Source organism: Rossellomorea sp. DUT-2 (assembly GCF_052665285.1).
Genome location: NZ_JBQPEO010000001.1, coordinates 1,080,702 through 1,095,548, shown reverse-complemented (window position 1 = coordinate 1,095,548; position 14,847 = coordinate 1,080,702). Strand labels below are relative to the sequence as shown.

The window sequence follows — 14,847 nt, the reverse complement described above, 5'->3', positions numbered from 1 at the left end:
GTTATTGCCCCCGTTTGTTTAAGTACAATACTTCACAAAGTCGGAAAAAAATAAAAATCATTTATGATTGAACTCAAAGTGCTCTTCCTTTAACTTAACAAGTTTAATGTCTTTATCTAAATTCTGGAGTTTATTTGCTAGACTTTCTACACCGAATATCTCTGTAAAAGTGTGACTGCCAACTAAAAGATTAATCCCTACAAATTGAGCATATTGAATAGTGTACAAGGTTGCTTCTCCTGTTATATAGGTATCACAACCTTCTTCAACTGCTATTTTTAGATGGTTTGAAGAATGCCCTGCACCTGTTAACACTCCAACCTTCTTTACTTTCTTAACATTATTCCTCCAAGCTCTAACTGGCTCCTCTAACTCATCTCTCATTTTTTGAACAAGAAAGTTAAAATCAATAGGCTCGCTAAATTCTCCTATACCAGGAACATCCCCATTATCATAAACCGAGTATTTAATAATCTTATCTATACCAACAACATTCATAAGAGAAGTACAGGTGCCAAATTCACTAAAGTCTAAAGGACCGTGTATCCAGAAGTGACTAATATTATGCTCTTGTAATTTCTTTAGGCATTCCTTTCTTAATCCATAAATAAAATCCCAGGCATCGTGATGAGTAACCATCAAATCCACATTGTTCGACGCAGCTTTTTCAATTGTTTCGATAGATAAATTTGTAGAATATCCAATTGTTGAAATCGAATTATTCGACTTATTAGTAAAACCGTAATCGTCATCAAGTTCTTCTAATAACTCTTCATCAAAGAGTTTTTTAATATGCTGTTCGAACTGCTCTAAGTTCATTATTTTCCCCCTAAGTTAATTTTTTATTAAACTATCCTGCCCAATAATTGAATTAGGGCAAAAACCCTGATCTCTTTAACTGATCTTCTGTTATTGCCATCTATAACTGAATAACGTATTTCTGCATTTAGATTAATAGAATTAAAATGCTATTAGTGATTCTATTTACAAATTAGCAGAGCGTTGCATAGTATGTTCTTCAATCACTTTGATATTTCGTTTATCTAATGTATAGTTCTTTAATTGGTTTTGAATATTTGCATAAAGTTCTATTTTTTCTAATTCTGCTAGTGGTATCCACTTAACACCGGTCTGATTAGGGTCTGGATTTTCTGGTAGTTTAGGGAAAGACCCCTGTTTAATCACACACTCAAACATCATTACTAATGTATGAGTTTTCCCATATTTATTGTTATTGAGGTGCGGGACATATTCGTAAACAAAAGCTAATGGACCAACTTCTACGTTAATGCACGCCTCTTCCATTGATTCTCTTTTTACTGCTTCGCTAATAGATTCGTTCGGTTCCACTCCACCAGCAGGTAAATCATAAACAATTCCTCTTATCGGGTCATTATATTCAGTTAATAGAATCAAATCATCTTTAATAATTATTGCCCCTGCTCTTACCCTAATATGGGTTGACAAATCTCCCACTTCCCTTTGTTATTATAAATTTTCCAATAGTGTTACTAGAATTATCTATTGACCTTGTTCCATTAAACTGCCCTTTACTTGAATAAAGAAGCAGCTGACATTCAGGTAGCCAATTTTAAATATCGATCTATCTTACCCAAATACCTGAGCAGCAATTCCAAATAATTCACCATTTCTCTGGGGCATCTTAGTTGAATTAAACATCATAATTGGTGGATTACTCACGTTTACAAACCCCCATTTCTCTACGGCTTCCATAAACACTCCATTACCCGATGGTATGTCAATCCTTAATTTGCCTTGATGTTCAGTAGCCAGCTTATTTAGAATCAGTGATGCTATCTGAGCATCCGGTGCCACAATAGGACCTATTATTAGATTGATTGGTCCTATTATAGATAATCCAAACCCTATTATGTCCCCTATGTTATCTTTCACTACTAAACATTCCTCGGATTGATTGATTCTATGTTTAAGAAAGTTGCTTCTTTTATCTCCAAAAGCCGCTTCATCTAACTCAATTATTTTATGTAAGTCGTTTTCATTAAAATGTTCAATGGTAACTGTTCTATTGGTTAGATTAGAAGATGAATAGGTGTCGCATATGTACTTGTGCACACGCCCAACGATTTTAAACCCCATTTTTTCATAGAGAGGCTTCCCGTCTTCAGTCGAAATTAGCATGACTGCAATGTCACTTGTAAGTGAATTCATACATTGTTGTGTCGCTTCTTTTCCTAATCCCATCCCTCTATACTCTTTGTTGACTATTACCATGCCAATGGAGGCGAAACTGGCTTCATAGGGGATTATGGCGGCACTTGAAACAATTTCCCCTTCAGTATTCTTATGGCCGAATACTTTACCAGATGACATAATTGTACCAATCTCGTGTTTATCATAATCCCACCCAACTGATTCAGACAGTTCAATTAAACCCGGGATGTCTTTCTTGTCAAACTGGACTAAATTTAACTTTGACATCTTACTTGTAATCATAAAATTTTCTCCTTAATCGATTCCAAATTGAGAGTATTACTTTTTCACCCCCGCCGATCTTTCCATGATTGGAATATCCATTATTTTCAATGCTATCATATTTAAGCGATAGAGAGGGCGAAATCGAGGTTATTCAGAGTTATAAACGGCTGGTGTACATTTATCTTCCTAAAAAGTAGTTACAGTTGAACTGTTGACTAGATTGCTACAGTGATTGCCTTACCAAAATGAGAAATAGCAGGTCCAACTCATTTACGAGCAAGCCTGCTAATTCTAGAATATTTGTTATATTGTTGGTCTGTTTATTTTTCATATAACACTTCAATCGTACTATGATAATGTGGCTCACCGTGACCTATATCCAGCATGAAGGTCTCAGATGCCTTAATCTTTTCATATCCGTTAAAATAATGATCTAATTCTTTCTGTGTAAAAAAGTGAATGTAGGTATCTGACTTGGGGCGATAAAATGTATACTCACCTTTTTTTTGAGCACTTCTTACATTCTTTTCGTAACTTGGATCATTCACATCAAAGACATTGATATAAATGAGGCCCCCTGGTATTAATCCTTTTTTTGCTCTCTTAATGATTTCTTTTATCTCTTTATCGTTAAAAAAATTGAGGACATTTGCAAGAATGATTAAAGAATATGTATTTTCTTCTATTTGAAAGCTCGTCAAATCCTTTACTTCTGCTTTGATTGTTACTCCTATTTCTTTAGCCGCAGTTAATGAGCGCTTGATTGCGGTATCTGAAATGTCAATACCTACAACCTCATACCCTTTGTTGGCAAAGTAGAGAGCATTCCTTCCTTCACCTATTCCCAGGTCTAAGACCTTTCCTTCTTTTACTAATGCGGAGTAATCAACCAATGTTTGTATTGGCCTCAATCCCCATAAGTTATCTTCTATCTGATCATATTGTCTTTCCCATATACCTTTATTTCCTTTCATGATCATCTCACCTTTCAAATCTCATTCCTTAATTACTCCGGTCAACGTCTCTAATTTAAACGTTTCTTTTAAATCCTGATTGTTAATCCAGTCTAAGAAATGATTAATCCCCTCAATACCATCAACCAAAACAGCTCGGTATATAAATACAGAAGGATAGTTCAATCCCAATCTTACAAGGTGTTCCTTGATATCTAAGATTGATTTACGACTTTTATCTGTTATCACTTTATTCATAAACCCCACCAAGTCCCTAGATAGTGGACCGGTATGGTTGGAAGGAAATAGCCACATGTCTACATTCCAGAGGATTCCTTCAGTATTATCTGGATAACGATACGTTAATTTTGAATATAAACCTTTAAATGGAGAATTCATATAGTTATGAAACTTAATTTCTACCACACCACTATGGTTAGCCAAGTCTCCGAGTACTTTAAACACGTTTTGGGGACATGGGATGTCACAGAAAGTCTCTATATCAATATCATGATTTACCATGAGGTTATATGCTGTAGCTCCAACCAGATGGACTTCACCAACTTCTCCCCATTTTTCAATGAGGTCTAATTCGTTTAATATCTTTAGTGCAATTTTTTTTCTTTGAATAGATCGATAAATGAGTTCTTCCATTATTATTAAACCCTCTTTATAAAATTGTTGTAATTTTGCAAATTATAATATCGTAACGCTATTATCCAATAAATGCAAGAAGATCTGCTTTTTATTTTCAATGTAATATCTTTTCTACTTTATTCTCAATTCTACAAAATGGTGCCAATAGGTTAACTTTACTTAATGACTCTATTATACTTCTTCAGTTAAACTGCCCGTTAATGGAATACTTATATTTCTATTTTAACATCTAGATGTAAAAAAACAGGGAAGATCTTCACGGCAAAAAAATATATAGTCCTCCACTCAACTCAAAAAGAAAAAGCCGGAGACCTTTTGTCATCCGAGCTTCTTCTGTTCAATTTATAGTGCATATTAGTTGTCATAATACCCGTTATCAGCTGAGCCCTTTTTAGAATGAGTTCTATTGTTCTTCTGATGCTTTATCGTCCTTATCCACCTCATCATCATTCAATGTTTCACCTGAAGGATCTTCATTGAGCATACCTTCATTATCTTCTTCATCCGCTTTATCTTCATTCATAGAATCTTCGTTTTCTGATCCTTGATCCGTATTGCTTTCACCTTGTGAAGTGTCCTGCTGTTCCATATTATTGTCTTCCTCTTCGGCACCTTCATCATTTCCACAACCGGCTAAAACCAGTCCTGCACTCAGCGGTAATGTTAGTAATAAATTTCTTACTTTCATTATAACTCTCTCCCTTGTAAGTGTAGTCTGTAAGTACTTAGTTCTTGTTTACCACGAATATATAATGATAAACAAATGAGTGTTTTAAAAAAATAATTCCAGAGGTAACCAATGAAAAAGGCATGCATTTGCATAACGGGTTCTGTTTTGAAGTACAAACTTCTAATTAACAAACGAAATTTTAGAACTATTTGTAGCAGAAAAACAATCATATTTGCATAAAAATGGTCAGAAAATCGTGCCCCTGACCATTTTTTTTACTATTCAATTAATGCCCCCCTATACATGAATTTCACATTCCTTATCCTGGTTTGCTTTTTCCATCAGAAGTAAGAAAGTCGATCCAACGTGAATTCTTATTTCCATGACGGTATTGTATAATGATCTGGATACTGTTCGATTCTTCATTTGATTTTCAATGTAAGGTTGATTCTGTCAGTTGTTCAATAGCCTCTTCTACACATTTTTTAATGTGTTCAAATTGTTGCTTGATGACTTCTAAATAAGCAAATTGTGTACGATTCATAATGCAACCTCCCTAGCTACTTTTCTAATCCCTACTCCATTCCATATATATCCCAATTATTTCAAACCATTAAGAAACATGAAACAATTTTATGAACGATTTAGCATATTTCTTGGGTTATTGTCATGTGTTTGTTTTAATTGTAATGAAGTCAGAAATACAAATGGTGATTGAAATGAAGAAAAAAGTAAGGACGCAACGAGTGACCAGGACCTTTCTTCCTAAGCGGATGAGGATTCTATTTGTTACGGTTTTCATTCTGTTCAGTGCGTTGATCGTGAGATTGGGAGTGGTCCAGATTGCCAATGGCCAGTCCTATGAGAAAACCGTTGAGAAAAATGAAAGCCTGATGGTGAATTCTCCTGTGCCAAGAGGGAATATATATGATCGAAACGGGAAGCTGATTGTCGGTAATAAACCACAGAGAGCGATCACCTTTATCCGGACATCGGATTCGACTCAGAAAGAGCGATTAGAAGTATCAAGGAAGTTGGCCAACCTGATTGACGTGAACACCGAGTCAATTACCGAAAGGGATAAAAAGGATTATTGGATACGGATGAACCCTTCCAAGGCCGATCAGAAAGTATCCCCTTCAGAGATTGACCGTATCCAAAGCGAGCAGGGTGTATCAGTGAAGGAAGCCGATCAGAGGATTTATCAATTAACGTTGGACCGGATCAGTGAAAAGGAGTTCTCCTCTTTTTCGAAGGAAGAACTTGAAGCACTGGCCATCTATCAAAACATGTCAAGTGGGTATGCACTCTCCCCCCAAATGATAAAAAATAAAGGGGTCACCATCATGGAATATGCACAAGTGAGTGCTCATCTCGACGAAATGCCAGGAGTGAATGTCACAACGGATTGGACCAGGTCTTATCCATTGGATCATACTCTGCGTTCCGTGCTTGGTGACGTGTCTTCGACGAGGGCGGGACTTCCTAAAGACCTGCTTCATGAATATTTAGCTGAAGGCTACAATCGTAATGACCGTGTTGGAACCAGCTACCTGGAGCTTGAATATGAAGACCTGTTAAGAGGGCAGAAAAAGAAGGTGAAAAATGTCATCAAAGACGGGGAAGTCGTTGACACTAAGGTCATTCAACCAGGAGACAGCGGGAAAGACCTCGTGTTAAGCATCGATGTCGAACTGCAAAAAGCGATTGAAGAGATCATCCAGGAAGAGCTGACCAAACATATCGGGACAAAAGGATCTCCTTATTTAGATCGGGCATTCGTCGTCATGATGGATCCTTACACAGGGGAAATCGAAGCGATGGTCGGTCAAAAAATGGAGGAAATTCTTCCGAATGGGAAGATCAAGTTTCAGGATTATTCATTAGGGACCTTCACTTCTTCCTATGAGTCCGGATCTGTTGTCAAAGGTGCCACCCTTTTAACCGGTTATATGACGAATCATCTTAAGCCGGGGGAAAGGATTGTGGATGAACCTCTTTATATTAAAGGAACGCCTAAGAAATCATCCTGGTTCAACGAATGGGGCCAAAATTCGGAACCAATCAGTGATCTATACGCACTGGAGAAATCCTCCAACTCCTACATGTGGAAAGTCGCACTCCGGATTGCAGGAAACAGATATGTTCCAGAAGCACCGATTCAACTGAATGGTGAACCATTCCGAACATTCAGGGAACACTTTGCCCAAATGGGACTGGGTGTCCCGACAGGAATTGATCTCCCCGGGGAATCACCTGGATATGAAGGAACCGCCGAACATCCTGGTTTACTTCTAGACTTTGCGATCGGACAATACGATACCTACACACCCATGCAGCTGGTTCAGTACGTATCAGCCATCGCAAACGGTGGGGAACGCGTACAACCCCATCTGTTAAAAGAGGTTCGGGAACCTTCCAACCAATCCCCTGCCCTAGGAAGCATCGTTTATAAGAAGGAACCGGAAGTATTGAACCGGATCGATGCCACACAAGAGGAGATCCAGCATATTCAGAAAGGCTTCTACCGTGTCTTTCACGGTGCAGAAGGGACGGCAAACCTTTTCAAAGATGCACCGTATAATGCAGCCGGAAAGTCAGGAACAGCTGAGGCGTTTTACAAGGGACCGAATATGGAGAAGGCGAAACCAACCTACAACACTTCTCTGGTTGGATACGCACCGTTCGATCATCCTGAAATCGCCTTTTCCACCGTCGTACCATGGTCTCACCAGAAACACGACCCCTATATTAATAAGATCATTTCCAAACGGGTGATGGACAAATACTTTGAATTAAAAAAGCAGGATAAATAACAGAAAAGGGTCAGCCCCAAGTAGCACTGCATAATACTTGGGGCTGACCCATTTTAACATATATGGTCTATTCCTCTTGTTCACTCAACGTTAAAGTCGAGTTCACCTTTTCTCCATCTCGATAGTAAGTCACTTCAACCTTTGACCCTACTTCTTTTTCATTGTATAAATACTTTCTAAGGTCACTAACCTTTTCTACTTTTTCACCATCGATCATGGTGATGACATCATATTGCTGCAGACCGGCTTCTTCGGCAGGTGAACCCGGATCCGCTTGTCTCACAACGATTCCTTCCTTCACTTCTTCCGGAAGATTGAGAGGTGTATCATAGTATTGCGACGGAATTTCGGATAACGAAACAGGAACAATGCCGATGTAAGGACGCTTCACTTCCCCAAACTCCTTTAGATCTTTCAAAACCGGAATGGCGATGTCCACTGGAATGGCAAAGCCAATTCCTTCTACGTTTTCCATGGCGATTTTAGAAGAATTGATCCCGATCAATTCTCCATCCAAATTAATAAGGGCACCACCAGAGTTTCCAGGATTAATGGAAGCATCGGTTTGGATGACTTCAGACTGCCAGTCCACTACTCCATCCTTGTTCACATCCACGGGCATAGAACGGTCGGCGGCACTTATAACACCTGCCGTGACGGTACCTGCCAGGAACCCTAAAGGATTTCCGATCGCGATGGCACGTTGACCAGGCTCCAGGCTGGAGGATTCCCCTATGTCAATCACATGCTTCACTTTTTCTGCATCCACTTCAAGAACGGCCAGGTCCAAGAGAGCGTCCGAACCTAACAATTTTGCAGGAATCTTAGAACCATCGTTCAACGTTACTTCAAGCTGACTTGCTCCTTCTACCACGTGATGATTGGTGACAATATAAGCCTTACCGTCTTGTTTTTCATAAATCACCCCTGAACCAGAGCCAGCAGGCCTCGGATCAGACCCTTCAAACATATTACCACCTTCGAACTTCACAACACTGACAACCGACGAACGGCTCTTCTTCACTGCTTCTGCGATGGATCGATTATCGTCATTCCCTTCTGCGCTAACCTTCACGGCCTTTGGTTGAGATGAGGCCCCTTCAGATCCATTCATTTCAGACCCAATTGGAAAATTAAAACCTTCCACAACGAGAAACATGACCAACACACCTAATATAAAGGAGACAATCCCTGTTTTAAGAGGCGTGATCTTTTTCTTCCTATACTTTTTTTGATCATTTGATTCTTCCACCAATTATCAACCCTTTCTATTAGTCTTCTACCTTCCTCTGAACTAGGAAAATAGGATATAGTACTTCTATACCCTATTTGGGGGATGATAAAAGTAAGAAAACATTTAGGTTATCTAAAGGATGGACGAGGAACCTGACAGAGTCGGTGATCTGTTTGATAAATCTATTTGTGAACGGCGTATATTGACTACAGCATAGGCGATCAAAACCACAATCTGATGAACATCAACTATATGACCCTGTACAAAAATAAAGAGCCCCATCCCATACCAGGTCGAGGCTCTAATAGGTTAAAAATATTTACAATAGAAGTACTGTCGAAGCTTTCCATTAACTTTAGATCTTTATCGTCTCTCTTTTCTCATGTCCCGAAAGGCTTTGAATCAATTATAGAGGTGCTCCGTTATTAATAAGTTGAGTAGCTATCGGATCTATCTTCAGCTATTGCCCCCTTTAGCTGAATAAGAAAATTCATTCATTTAGACGTAAATACAATACTTCATTTGCATCAGGAGTTTTTAATAGCAGTTGATTGTATTTGGTTAAACATACTCCAATAAACTCTTCTTCATCGCTGGTATCAACTTTTAAATTGAATTCTTCAGGCAAGAACAATATATAATCACCAGCAATTCTTCCCCATAAATCCTGTAAATATTTCAATTCATCTTGGCTAATGGTTTTAGTATATGGTTTACTTATGTTTTTGCCATTAATGCAGTTTGGTTCATACCACCAAAGAATAGTGCATTTTTCGGAACCATAAATACTTGATATGTAGTCAAATAAGCTTATTAACAAATCTGTTTTTGGTTCTGCTAATGGAAATTCTATCAATACCTTTAAATCAGCTTTTTGTCTTATATCTTGATTTAAACCAATTTGATCTAGAAAACCTTCCCAAGACACTTCCATACTCATCTCCTTAGCTTGGTTAATAATTAGAAAATGTAATAGAACTATTCTACTCGTTAGAAAAAAGTGACTTCCCTTATTCAGCAATTGCCCCCGATAGTTGAATAAGTTATGCCTTGTTATTTTTTAACCAATTTGTAATGCTATGAAGTAACTTTTCTGAACTCCAACTTAAAGAAGATGAAGGCAAATTATCAATAATCACTATTATGTTTCTTTCTATGTTCTTTGCTTCCATCGGTTGAACATAATTAGGTACAAATTGATTTAACGCTTCATAATAAAGTCGGTGTGGTTCTACAATTTCTAAATGTTTTTCAAAATTCCCTCTTTTTCTTGTAACATCATTTTCCTTACGGTACTTTAGATTTGATTTGCTAGTGTATAAATAAAAATATTTATCTGGAAACTTTATTCTACCTGCTTTAATCTCCTTTAGATAAAAATCATAAATAAAATCCAAATTTTGATTAAATAGTTTAAAGTCAAAACACCAGTTGTAACTTATCGGTTGAAATATGTCACCATCGAGAATAACCGTATCATATTCTTTAAGTTTTTCTTGTGCAATATGCCAACGTTCTACTTGGCGTTCTAAATACCAAGTTTTTGATTCATTTTTAGGACGTTTGAATAAAAGATTTACCTCTGGAATAATATATGTATTCGTTTTTCTTGCAATTTCATTAGCCGTTGTTGTTTTCCCTACTGCACTTGCTCCTTCAAAACAAATTAGAGCCATTTTATCCCTCCTGTCTTCTTATATTAAAATACTTCTTCTTCCACTAAACTGCCCTTTAATTTAATACCAATCATTTCAAAAAAGAGCAGCTTACTCAAGGAAAGTTTTCATTAAAAGAGGAGCTTCCCCTGTTCTGGATAAGCCCCGTTAGTTCAACAAGATAACTTTAAACAAATAAAGCCATTAGTATTAAATCCTGATAACTGTTTTCTATCTTTACACCTTTTGTTTTTCTTCCTTCTTCAACAAATCCCATTGTTTTATATAATTTAATTGCCCCAATATTATCTTCCATTACTTCAAGACAAACTTTTTCAATTTTGCTATTATTTTTTGCCCAATTGATTAATGTTTCTAATAATGCTCTTCCAATACCATAATTACGGTACTCAGGGAGCACTGTCATTCCAAAAGCACCTTGATGGCTAATTTTCTCTTTGTCACCGTTTCTAAAATCGATAGCACCAACAAGTCTTCCATCAACTTCAGCAATAAATTGTACATAATTTGGATTTTTCACAATCATACTTAACACCTTCTCCATATCTTCAAGTGTTAACTTCTGTGTATCCTCAACGGTACTTAGCATATATGGAGCATCTACCAATGCTTTCGTAGCAGCAACCAACATTCTTTCTGCATCCAGTATCGTTGCTTGCCGAACAGTGACTGTTTTTCCATTATTTATATAATAAGAGTCAAAATTAGTTGATAAAATACTAAACACATCCTCACCATAAAAATAAAATATACATTGTATATATTACCATAAAAATCCAACAACCTTATTCAATTATCCTGCCCAATAATTGAATAAGAGTAATAGGCGGATCAAGTTAGCTGATTTTCCGTTATTGCCCCCGTATGTATAATAACTAGAAAAATAAATAATATGATATTACAAATAACAAAATTATGGAGATGATGGCTCTAATCCACGTAATCTTTTTGCTTACTCCAGCTTTTTCTTCAAGGAAATTAACATAGTTCATTGTAAATATAAAACCAAATAATACTATTAGATATCCACGGTTATTACCACTATTGAGTCCTTCTGCAATATATCTCATTGCTGCTAAAGCAACCAATAACAATCCAACTGAGCCAAAAATCATATTGAGATATAATCTTTGTTTCCCTTCCCTCATCTAATCCCTCCATTAATCAACGTTGTTCAACATTCCTGTCCTTTACTTGAACAAATGGCGGCTGCTTGTTCAGCAAAGGCCCCCGTTAATGGAATGATTATCTTCTATTAGCTGGCATATTTATATTGGTATAAATGAAAATCATTTAGCTGATTTCCATTTATACGCCCGTTTGCGGAAAATACAAAATATCTCCAATCCAAGGTAAAAAAGAAGTCCAATGGCCATTATGATATTTCCCCAAACCATCCACCCCATTCCAGTCCAACCTCTAATATAGACAATCCCTATAATAAAAGCGATGTAACCGAGAAGCATCACGACGAAGGGAGTAATTAACACTTTTTTAAACTTTGTAAACAAAAAGTGAACAAAAAACAAGATCACAATGGCACCTAAGACTTCCAAAGATGTTACCGCATCCCCCAATAAATCCCTCATACAACAATCTCCCCCTAATTATCCATTTAGCTTTTTATTACCTGAGAAAATTAAAGAAATTGTATTGACTCAACCGCCTATCCCCTTTGCTAATAATAAGAAAAATGCAAAAATAAGAACTGCTCCATTCGTCAATAAGCCTATAATCCCTGATAACCACTTTTTAGAAATGACAGCAAAAACGATTCCTAATACCGAAAGAATTCCCAAAATGGTAATCGCCAACGACAAATCAGCGTTTGGTCCTCTTAGTATCAGAAACACAGTTGCACTAATTAGTACCATTAATGCTGATAATAGACCGTATTTGTTCATCTTTTCATTCCCCCTCTTCAATTCTCTTGAGTTTTATCTTTGTTTTTCCTTTCTAAATTAGACGGAAGCCAAGTCACTTTGGATTCAAATTACTCCATTAAACTGCCCTTTAGCTGAATAAAGCAATTAGTACTTTTTGTTTTAAGAAGATATACTGTTCAGCATTAGTATCAGCAAATGCTTCTTCTCTAGTTGAAAGTAAGTCCTTATAAGCGATGACCTCTTTAAATTGATAAGCTGTTCGATCGTGTCGTTCCTTATTAATGAAGTTATAAAAATGCCATCCATCTGGTAGCTTGGTTTTCCTTATCTCCCCACCCAAGATATCTTGTACAACTAATGCAGTTACCCCACATTGTCCTTTGGCAGGATTGTCCTTACTCCAATTTGAACTTGACTCTAAAGACCAGGATTCAAACAAAACCTTCTTTACTTCTCCTACTTGTATCATTTTTTTCTCCATATATAGCCTTCTTTCCCAATAGGTTGATTCAAACTAAGTTATTAAGTTCCCTTTTGATGAATAAGGTTAAATTCTCATGAGTTATAGTATTAATTTTAAAATTTGCACTCCAAAGTTCTTGTTATTATATTCCTCTTGTAGAATTCCATAGACCGCACAATCCTTATATAGCCTTTTTGAATTGCGAACCATATCTCTAATGATTCCTTCTTGTTCCATACCGGCTTTACTCATTAATCTTCTGGATGCTGGATTATCTGTGTTATGTGCGGCTGAAATCTTATGAAGGTTCATATGTCTAAAGCCAAATTCTACAATTGCTCTCAATGCTTCAGTTCCATACCCCCTGTTCCACCACTCGTATCCTAGTGAATAACTCACTTCACAACTTTCGGTCATTTCATCAAAATCATACAAGTCTATTTCACCAATTAGTTCTCCACTATCTTTTAACTTTATAGCCCAGTAACAAAATTCTTCACTTTCATATCCCGTCACAATTTTGTTCACTCTCTCTATAGTTTCTGAGATTATTTTATGGGCTGCATTTATGCGGTTGTCTGCTATTCTTTCATCGGATAGCCAGTGATCAAAAACTTTTTGGGCATCGTTAAGCTGAAACTTCTCTAGTATTAATCTATCAGTTTCTATATGTGGGGTTCCAAAATACTTAATCACATTACACCTCATTAATATTTTTTGAACAGAACGTCTTTTCTTTTTTATGTAACGCTATATATGTAATCTGCATTTTCTGTTGGTTTTTCTTCATTAAGGTAGTAATCTTCAGCTAACCAATATCTTCTTTTATATTTTCCAAGCCTTGCTTGATAGTCACCAAGACTCATCTCGTCCTAAAACTCTCTTAAATCTCAATTGTTGAGTACAATCAAGAAAAATCTTAAAATCAAAGTAATTCCGCCATTCTTTTCTTTGTAAAAATACACCCTCGACAATAATAATTGCACTAGACGGCATCTTCACTTTTCTATCGAGTATAGTGTTACTAGAATTATCATAAAAAGGTAAAGTTAAAAAACTAATGTTACAATGCAACTTCTTGAACAATTCTGCTTGAATCAAATCAACATCCCATTGTAGTAATATTCGTACCATTCTTCATAGCCTGTTTGGTAACGGTTCTCTCTTTCAACAATATAATCATCGTTATGCAAAATTACAATTTCGCAATTAGCTGCCTTCAATTCATTTTTGAGCTGTAAGGCAAGTGTGGTCTTACCTGATCCACCTAGTCCATCAATACCCAGGATAAATGGCCGGTCTGGCGAATTTCGACTTTTATACTGAGATAACAAAGTTCTGGTTAACTTAACTATTTCCATATTCATTCCAAACTCTCCAGCTATTTTCTTCGAAATCTATTTAAGAAAATACACCCTTACTTCTTCCCAGTTATTCACACGAACATAATCGGTCTTATATTTGTTATGAGGGGCAGAGAATAGAACCCCTTGCCCCTTAAAGTCTTTAAAATGCCTTGGGCTGTCGTCAATTAAATAATCAGCGTTAATGATACTTTTGTTACCACAGAAAACAAAATTCAAGTCGGATAGGAACGGAAAATGTTCTTTGAGCCATTCATACTTTGCTGTAAAAGAATTCGGATGTTCCATTGCGGCGGTGGTAATGAAAATTTCATATGTTTTACTAAGCTCTTTTATTACTTCCTAGCTATACATATTCAATGTTTCTTATGAAAGTCAGCTATCACTTCATCCATATCTATAGCAATTCGTTTCAAAAAACCATCCTTTCTTTTATAACTCCTTTTTAATGGCTCTGTTAGTTTGTTTGCAAAACTTTATTTCTCCTTTACCTTTAAACCTGAGGCACTTCCAATTATTTCAAATACTCAGATTTTAATCAATCCTAATTTTCAAATAAAGGGCCCCGATCCAAGAGAAAGAGCCTCATACCCAATGAGGGCCGAAGCTTCGATATTTCAAAAATATTTGTAATAGAAGGCCTGGCACAGCTTCGCACTAAGTTGAGCATA

At 36.6% G+C, this 14,847-nt stretch carries 19 protein-coding genes and 1 pseudogene; 1 reads left to right on the top strand and 19 read right to left on the bottom strand.

The window, feature by feature from the left end:
• Positions 1–57: 57 nt before the first annotated feature.
• The 7 genes and pseudogenes from ACOSV2_RS05545 to ACOSV2_RS05515 form a co-directional block, all read right to left on the bottom strand.
• Positions 58–819: a Nif3-like dinuclear metal center hexameric protein gene (locus ACOSV2_RS05545; protein ID WP_428974255.1), complete on the bottom strand. Its 762-nt coding sequence runs from the start codon at positions 817–819 to the stop codon at positions 58–60.
• A 165-nt stretch (positions 820–984) separates the two neighbouring features.
• The gene (locus ACOSV2_RS05540) at positions 985–1,467 is read right to left on the bottom strand and encodes an NUDIX domain-containing protein (RefSeq protein ID WP_428974254.1); all 483 of its coding nucleotides are present in this window, start codon (positions 1,465–1,467) and stop codon (positions 985–987) included.
• A gap of 141 nt (positions 1,468–1,608) precedes the next feature.
• Complete coding sequence (locus ACOSV2_RS05535; RefSeq protein WP_428974253.1) at positions 1,609–2,475, bottom strand: GNAT family N-acetyltransferase; 867 nt, start codon at positions 2,473–2,475, stop codon at positions 1,609–1,611.
• A 302-nt stretch (positions 2,476–2,777) separates the two neighbouring features.
• Positions 2,778–3,431 (bottom strand): class I SAM-dependent methyltransferase, encoded by a 654-nt coding sequence (locus ACOSV2_RS05530; protein WP_428974252.1) that lies wholly within the window; start codon positions 3,429–3,431, stop codon positions 2,778–2,780.
• Between the two features lie 21 nt (positions 3,432–3,452).
• Positions 3,453–4,064 carry a hypothetical protein gene (locus ACOSV2_RS05525; protein ID WP_428974251.1) on the bottom strand — a complete coding sequence of 204 codons (612 nt, stop codon included), beginning with the start codon at positions 4,062–4,064 and terminating at the stop codon, positions 3,453–3,455.
• 406 nt (positions 4,065–4,470) lie between these two features.
• On the bottom strand, positions 4,471–4,755 hold the full coding sequence (locus ACOSV2_RS05520) for a hypothetical protein (protein WP_428974250.1): 285 nt from the start codon (positions 4,753–4,755) through the stop codon (positions 4,471–4,473).
• Positions 4,756–5,056: 301 nt separating this feature from the next.
• A pseudogene (locus ACOSV2_RS05515) lies at positions 5,057–5,155 on the bottom strand (DUF1572 family protein); the annotation flags it as partial.
• Between the two features lie 217 nt (positions 5,156–5,372).
• Here ACOSV2_RS05515 and ACOSV2_RS05510 point away from each other — a divergent pair.
• On the top strand, positions 5,373–7,553 hold the full coding sequence (locus tag ACOSV2_RS05510) for a peptidoglycan D,D-transpeptidase FtsI family protein (RefSeq protein ID WP_428974249.1): 2,181 nt from the start codon (positions 5,373–5,375) through the stop codon (positions 7,551–7,553).
• A gap of 67 nt (positions 7,554–7,620) precedes the next feature.
• Here the strand turns inward: ACOSV2_RS05510 and ACOSV2_RS05505 are convergent, their stop codons facing one another.
• From ACOSV2_RS05505 to ACOSV2_RS05450, 12 genes are all read right to left on the bottom strand, one after another.
• Positions 7,621–8,805, bottom strand: a complete 1,185-nt coding sequence (locus tag ACOSV2_RS05505) for a S1C family serine protease (RefSeq protein WP_428974248.1) — start codon at positions 8,803–8,805, stop codon at positions 7,621–7,623.
• A 472-nt stretch (positions 8,806–9,277) separates the two neighbouring features.
• A complete protein-coding gene (locus tag ACOSV2_RS05500; RefSeq protein WP_428974247.1) occupies positions 9,278–9,721 on the bottom strand; it encodes a hypothetical protein in 444 nt (147 codons plus the stop codon).
• A gap of 109 nt (positions 9,722–9,830) precedes the next feature.
• Positions 9,831–10,463 carry an AAA family ATPase gene (locus ACOSV2_RS05495; RefSeq protein WP_428974246.1) on the bottom strand — a complete coding sequence of 211 codons (633 nt, stop codon included), beginning with the start codon at positions 10,461–10,463 and terminating at the stop codon, positions 9,831–9,833.
• A 166-nt stretch (positions 10,464–10,629) separates the two neighbouring features.
• Positions 10,630–11,190, bottom strand: a complete 561-nt coding sequence (locus ACOSV2_RS05490; protein WP_428974245.1) for a GNAT family N-acetyltransferase — start codon at positions 11,188–11,190, stop codon at positions 10,630–10,632.
• Positions 11,191–11,338: 148 nt separating this feature from the next.
• Positions 11,339–11,611, bottom strand: a complete 273-nt coding sequence (locus ACOSV2_RS05485; RefSeq protein ID WP_428974244.1) for a hypothetical protein — start codon at positions 11,609–11,611, stop codon at positions 11,339–11,341.
• A 141-nt stretch (positions 11,612–11,752) separates the two neighbouring features.
• Positions 11,753–12,052: a hypothetical protein gene (locus tag ACOSV2_RS05480; RefSeq protein WP_377108979.1), complete on the bottom strand. Its 300-nt coding sequence runs from the start codon at positions 12,050–12,052 to the stop codon at positions 11,753–11,755.
• Between the two features lie 69 nt (positions 12,053–12,121).
• The gene (locus ACOSV2_RS05475) at positions 12,122–12,367 is read right to left on the bottom strand and encodes a hypothetical protein (RefSeq protein ID WP_428974243.1); all 246 of its coding nucleotides are present in this window, start codon (positions 12,365–12,367) and stop codon (positions 12,122–12,124) included.
• Between the two features lie 109 nt (positions 12,368–12,476).
• Entirely contained in the window at positions 12,477–12,830 is a 354-nt protein-coding gene (locus tag ACOSV2_RS05470; RefSeq protein ID WP_428974242.1) for a YunG family protein, read from the bottom strand.
• Between the two features lie 81 nt (positions 12,831–12,911).
• Positions 12,912–13,508, bottom strand: coding sequence for a GNAT family N-acetyltransferase (locus ACOSV2_RS05465; protein ID WP_428974241.1), 597 nt, complete (start codon positions 13,506–13,508; stop codon positions 12,912–12,914).
• A 156-nt stretch (positions 13,509–13,664) separates the two neighbouring features.
• Entirely contained in the window at positions 13,665–13,808 is a 144-nt protein-coding gene (locus tag ACOSV2_RS05460) for a hypothetical protein (RefSeq protein WP_428974290.1), read from the bottom strand.
• Between the two features lie 101 nt (positions 13,809–13,909).
• Positions 13,910–14,179, bottom strand: a complete 270-nt coding sequence (locus ACOSV2_RS05455) for a hypothetical protein (RefSeq protein ID WP_428974240.1) — start codon at positions 14,177–14,179, stop codon at positions 13,910–13,912.
• A 30-nt stretch (positions 14,180–14,209) separates the two neighbouring features.
• Positions 14,210–14,512, bottom strand: a complete 303-nt coding sequence (locus ACOSV2_RS05450) for a 5' nucleotidase, NT5C type (protein WP_428974289.1) — start codon at positions 14,510–14,512, stop codon at positions 14,210–14,212.
• Between the last annotated feature and the right edge of the window lie 335 nt (positions 14,513–14,847).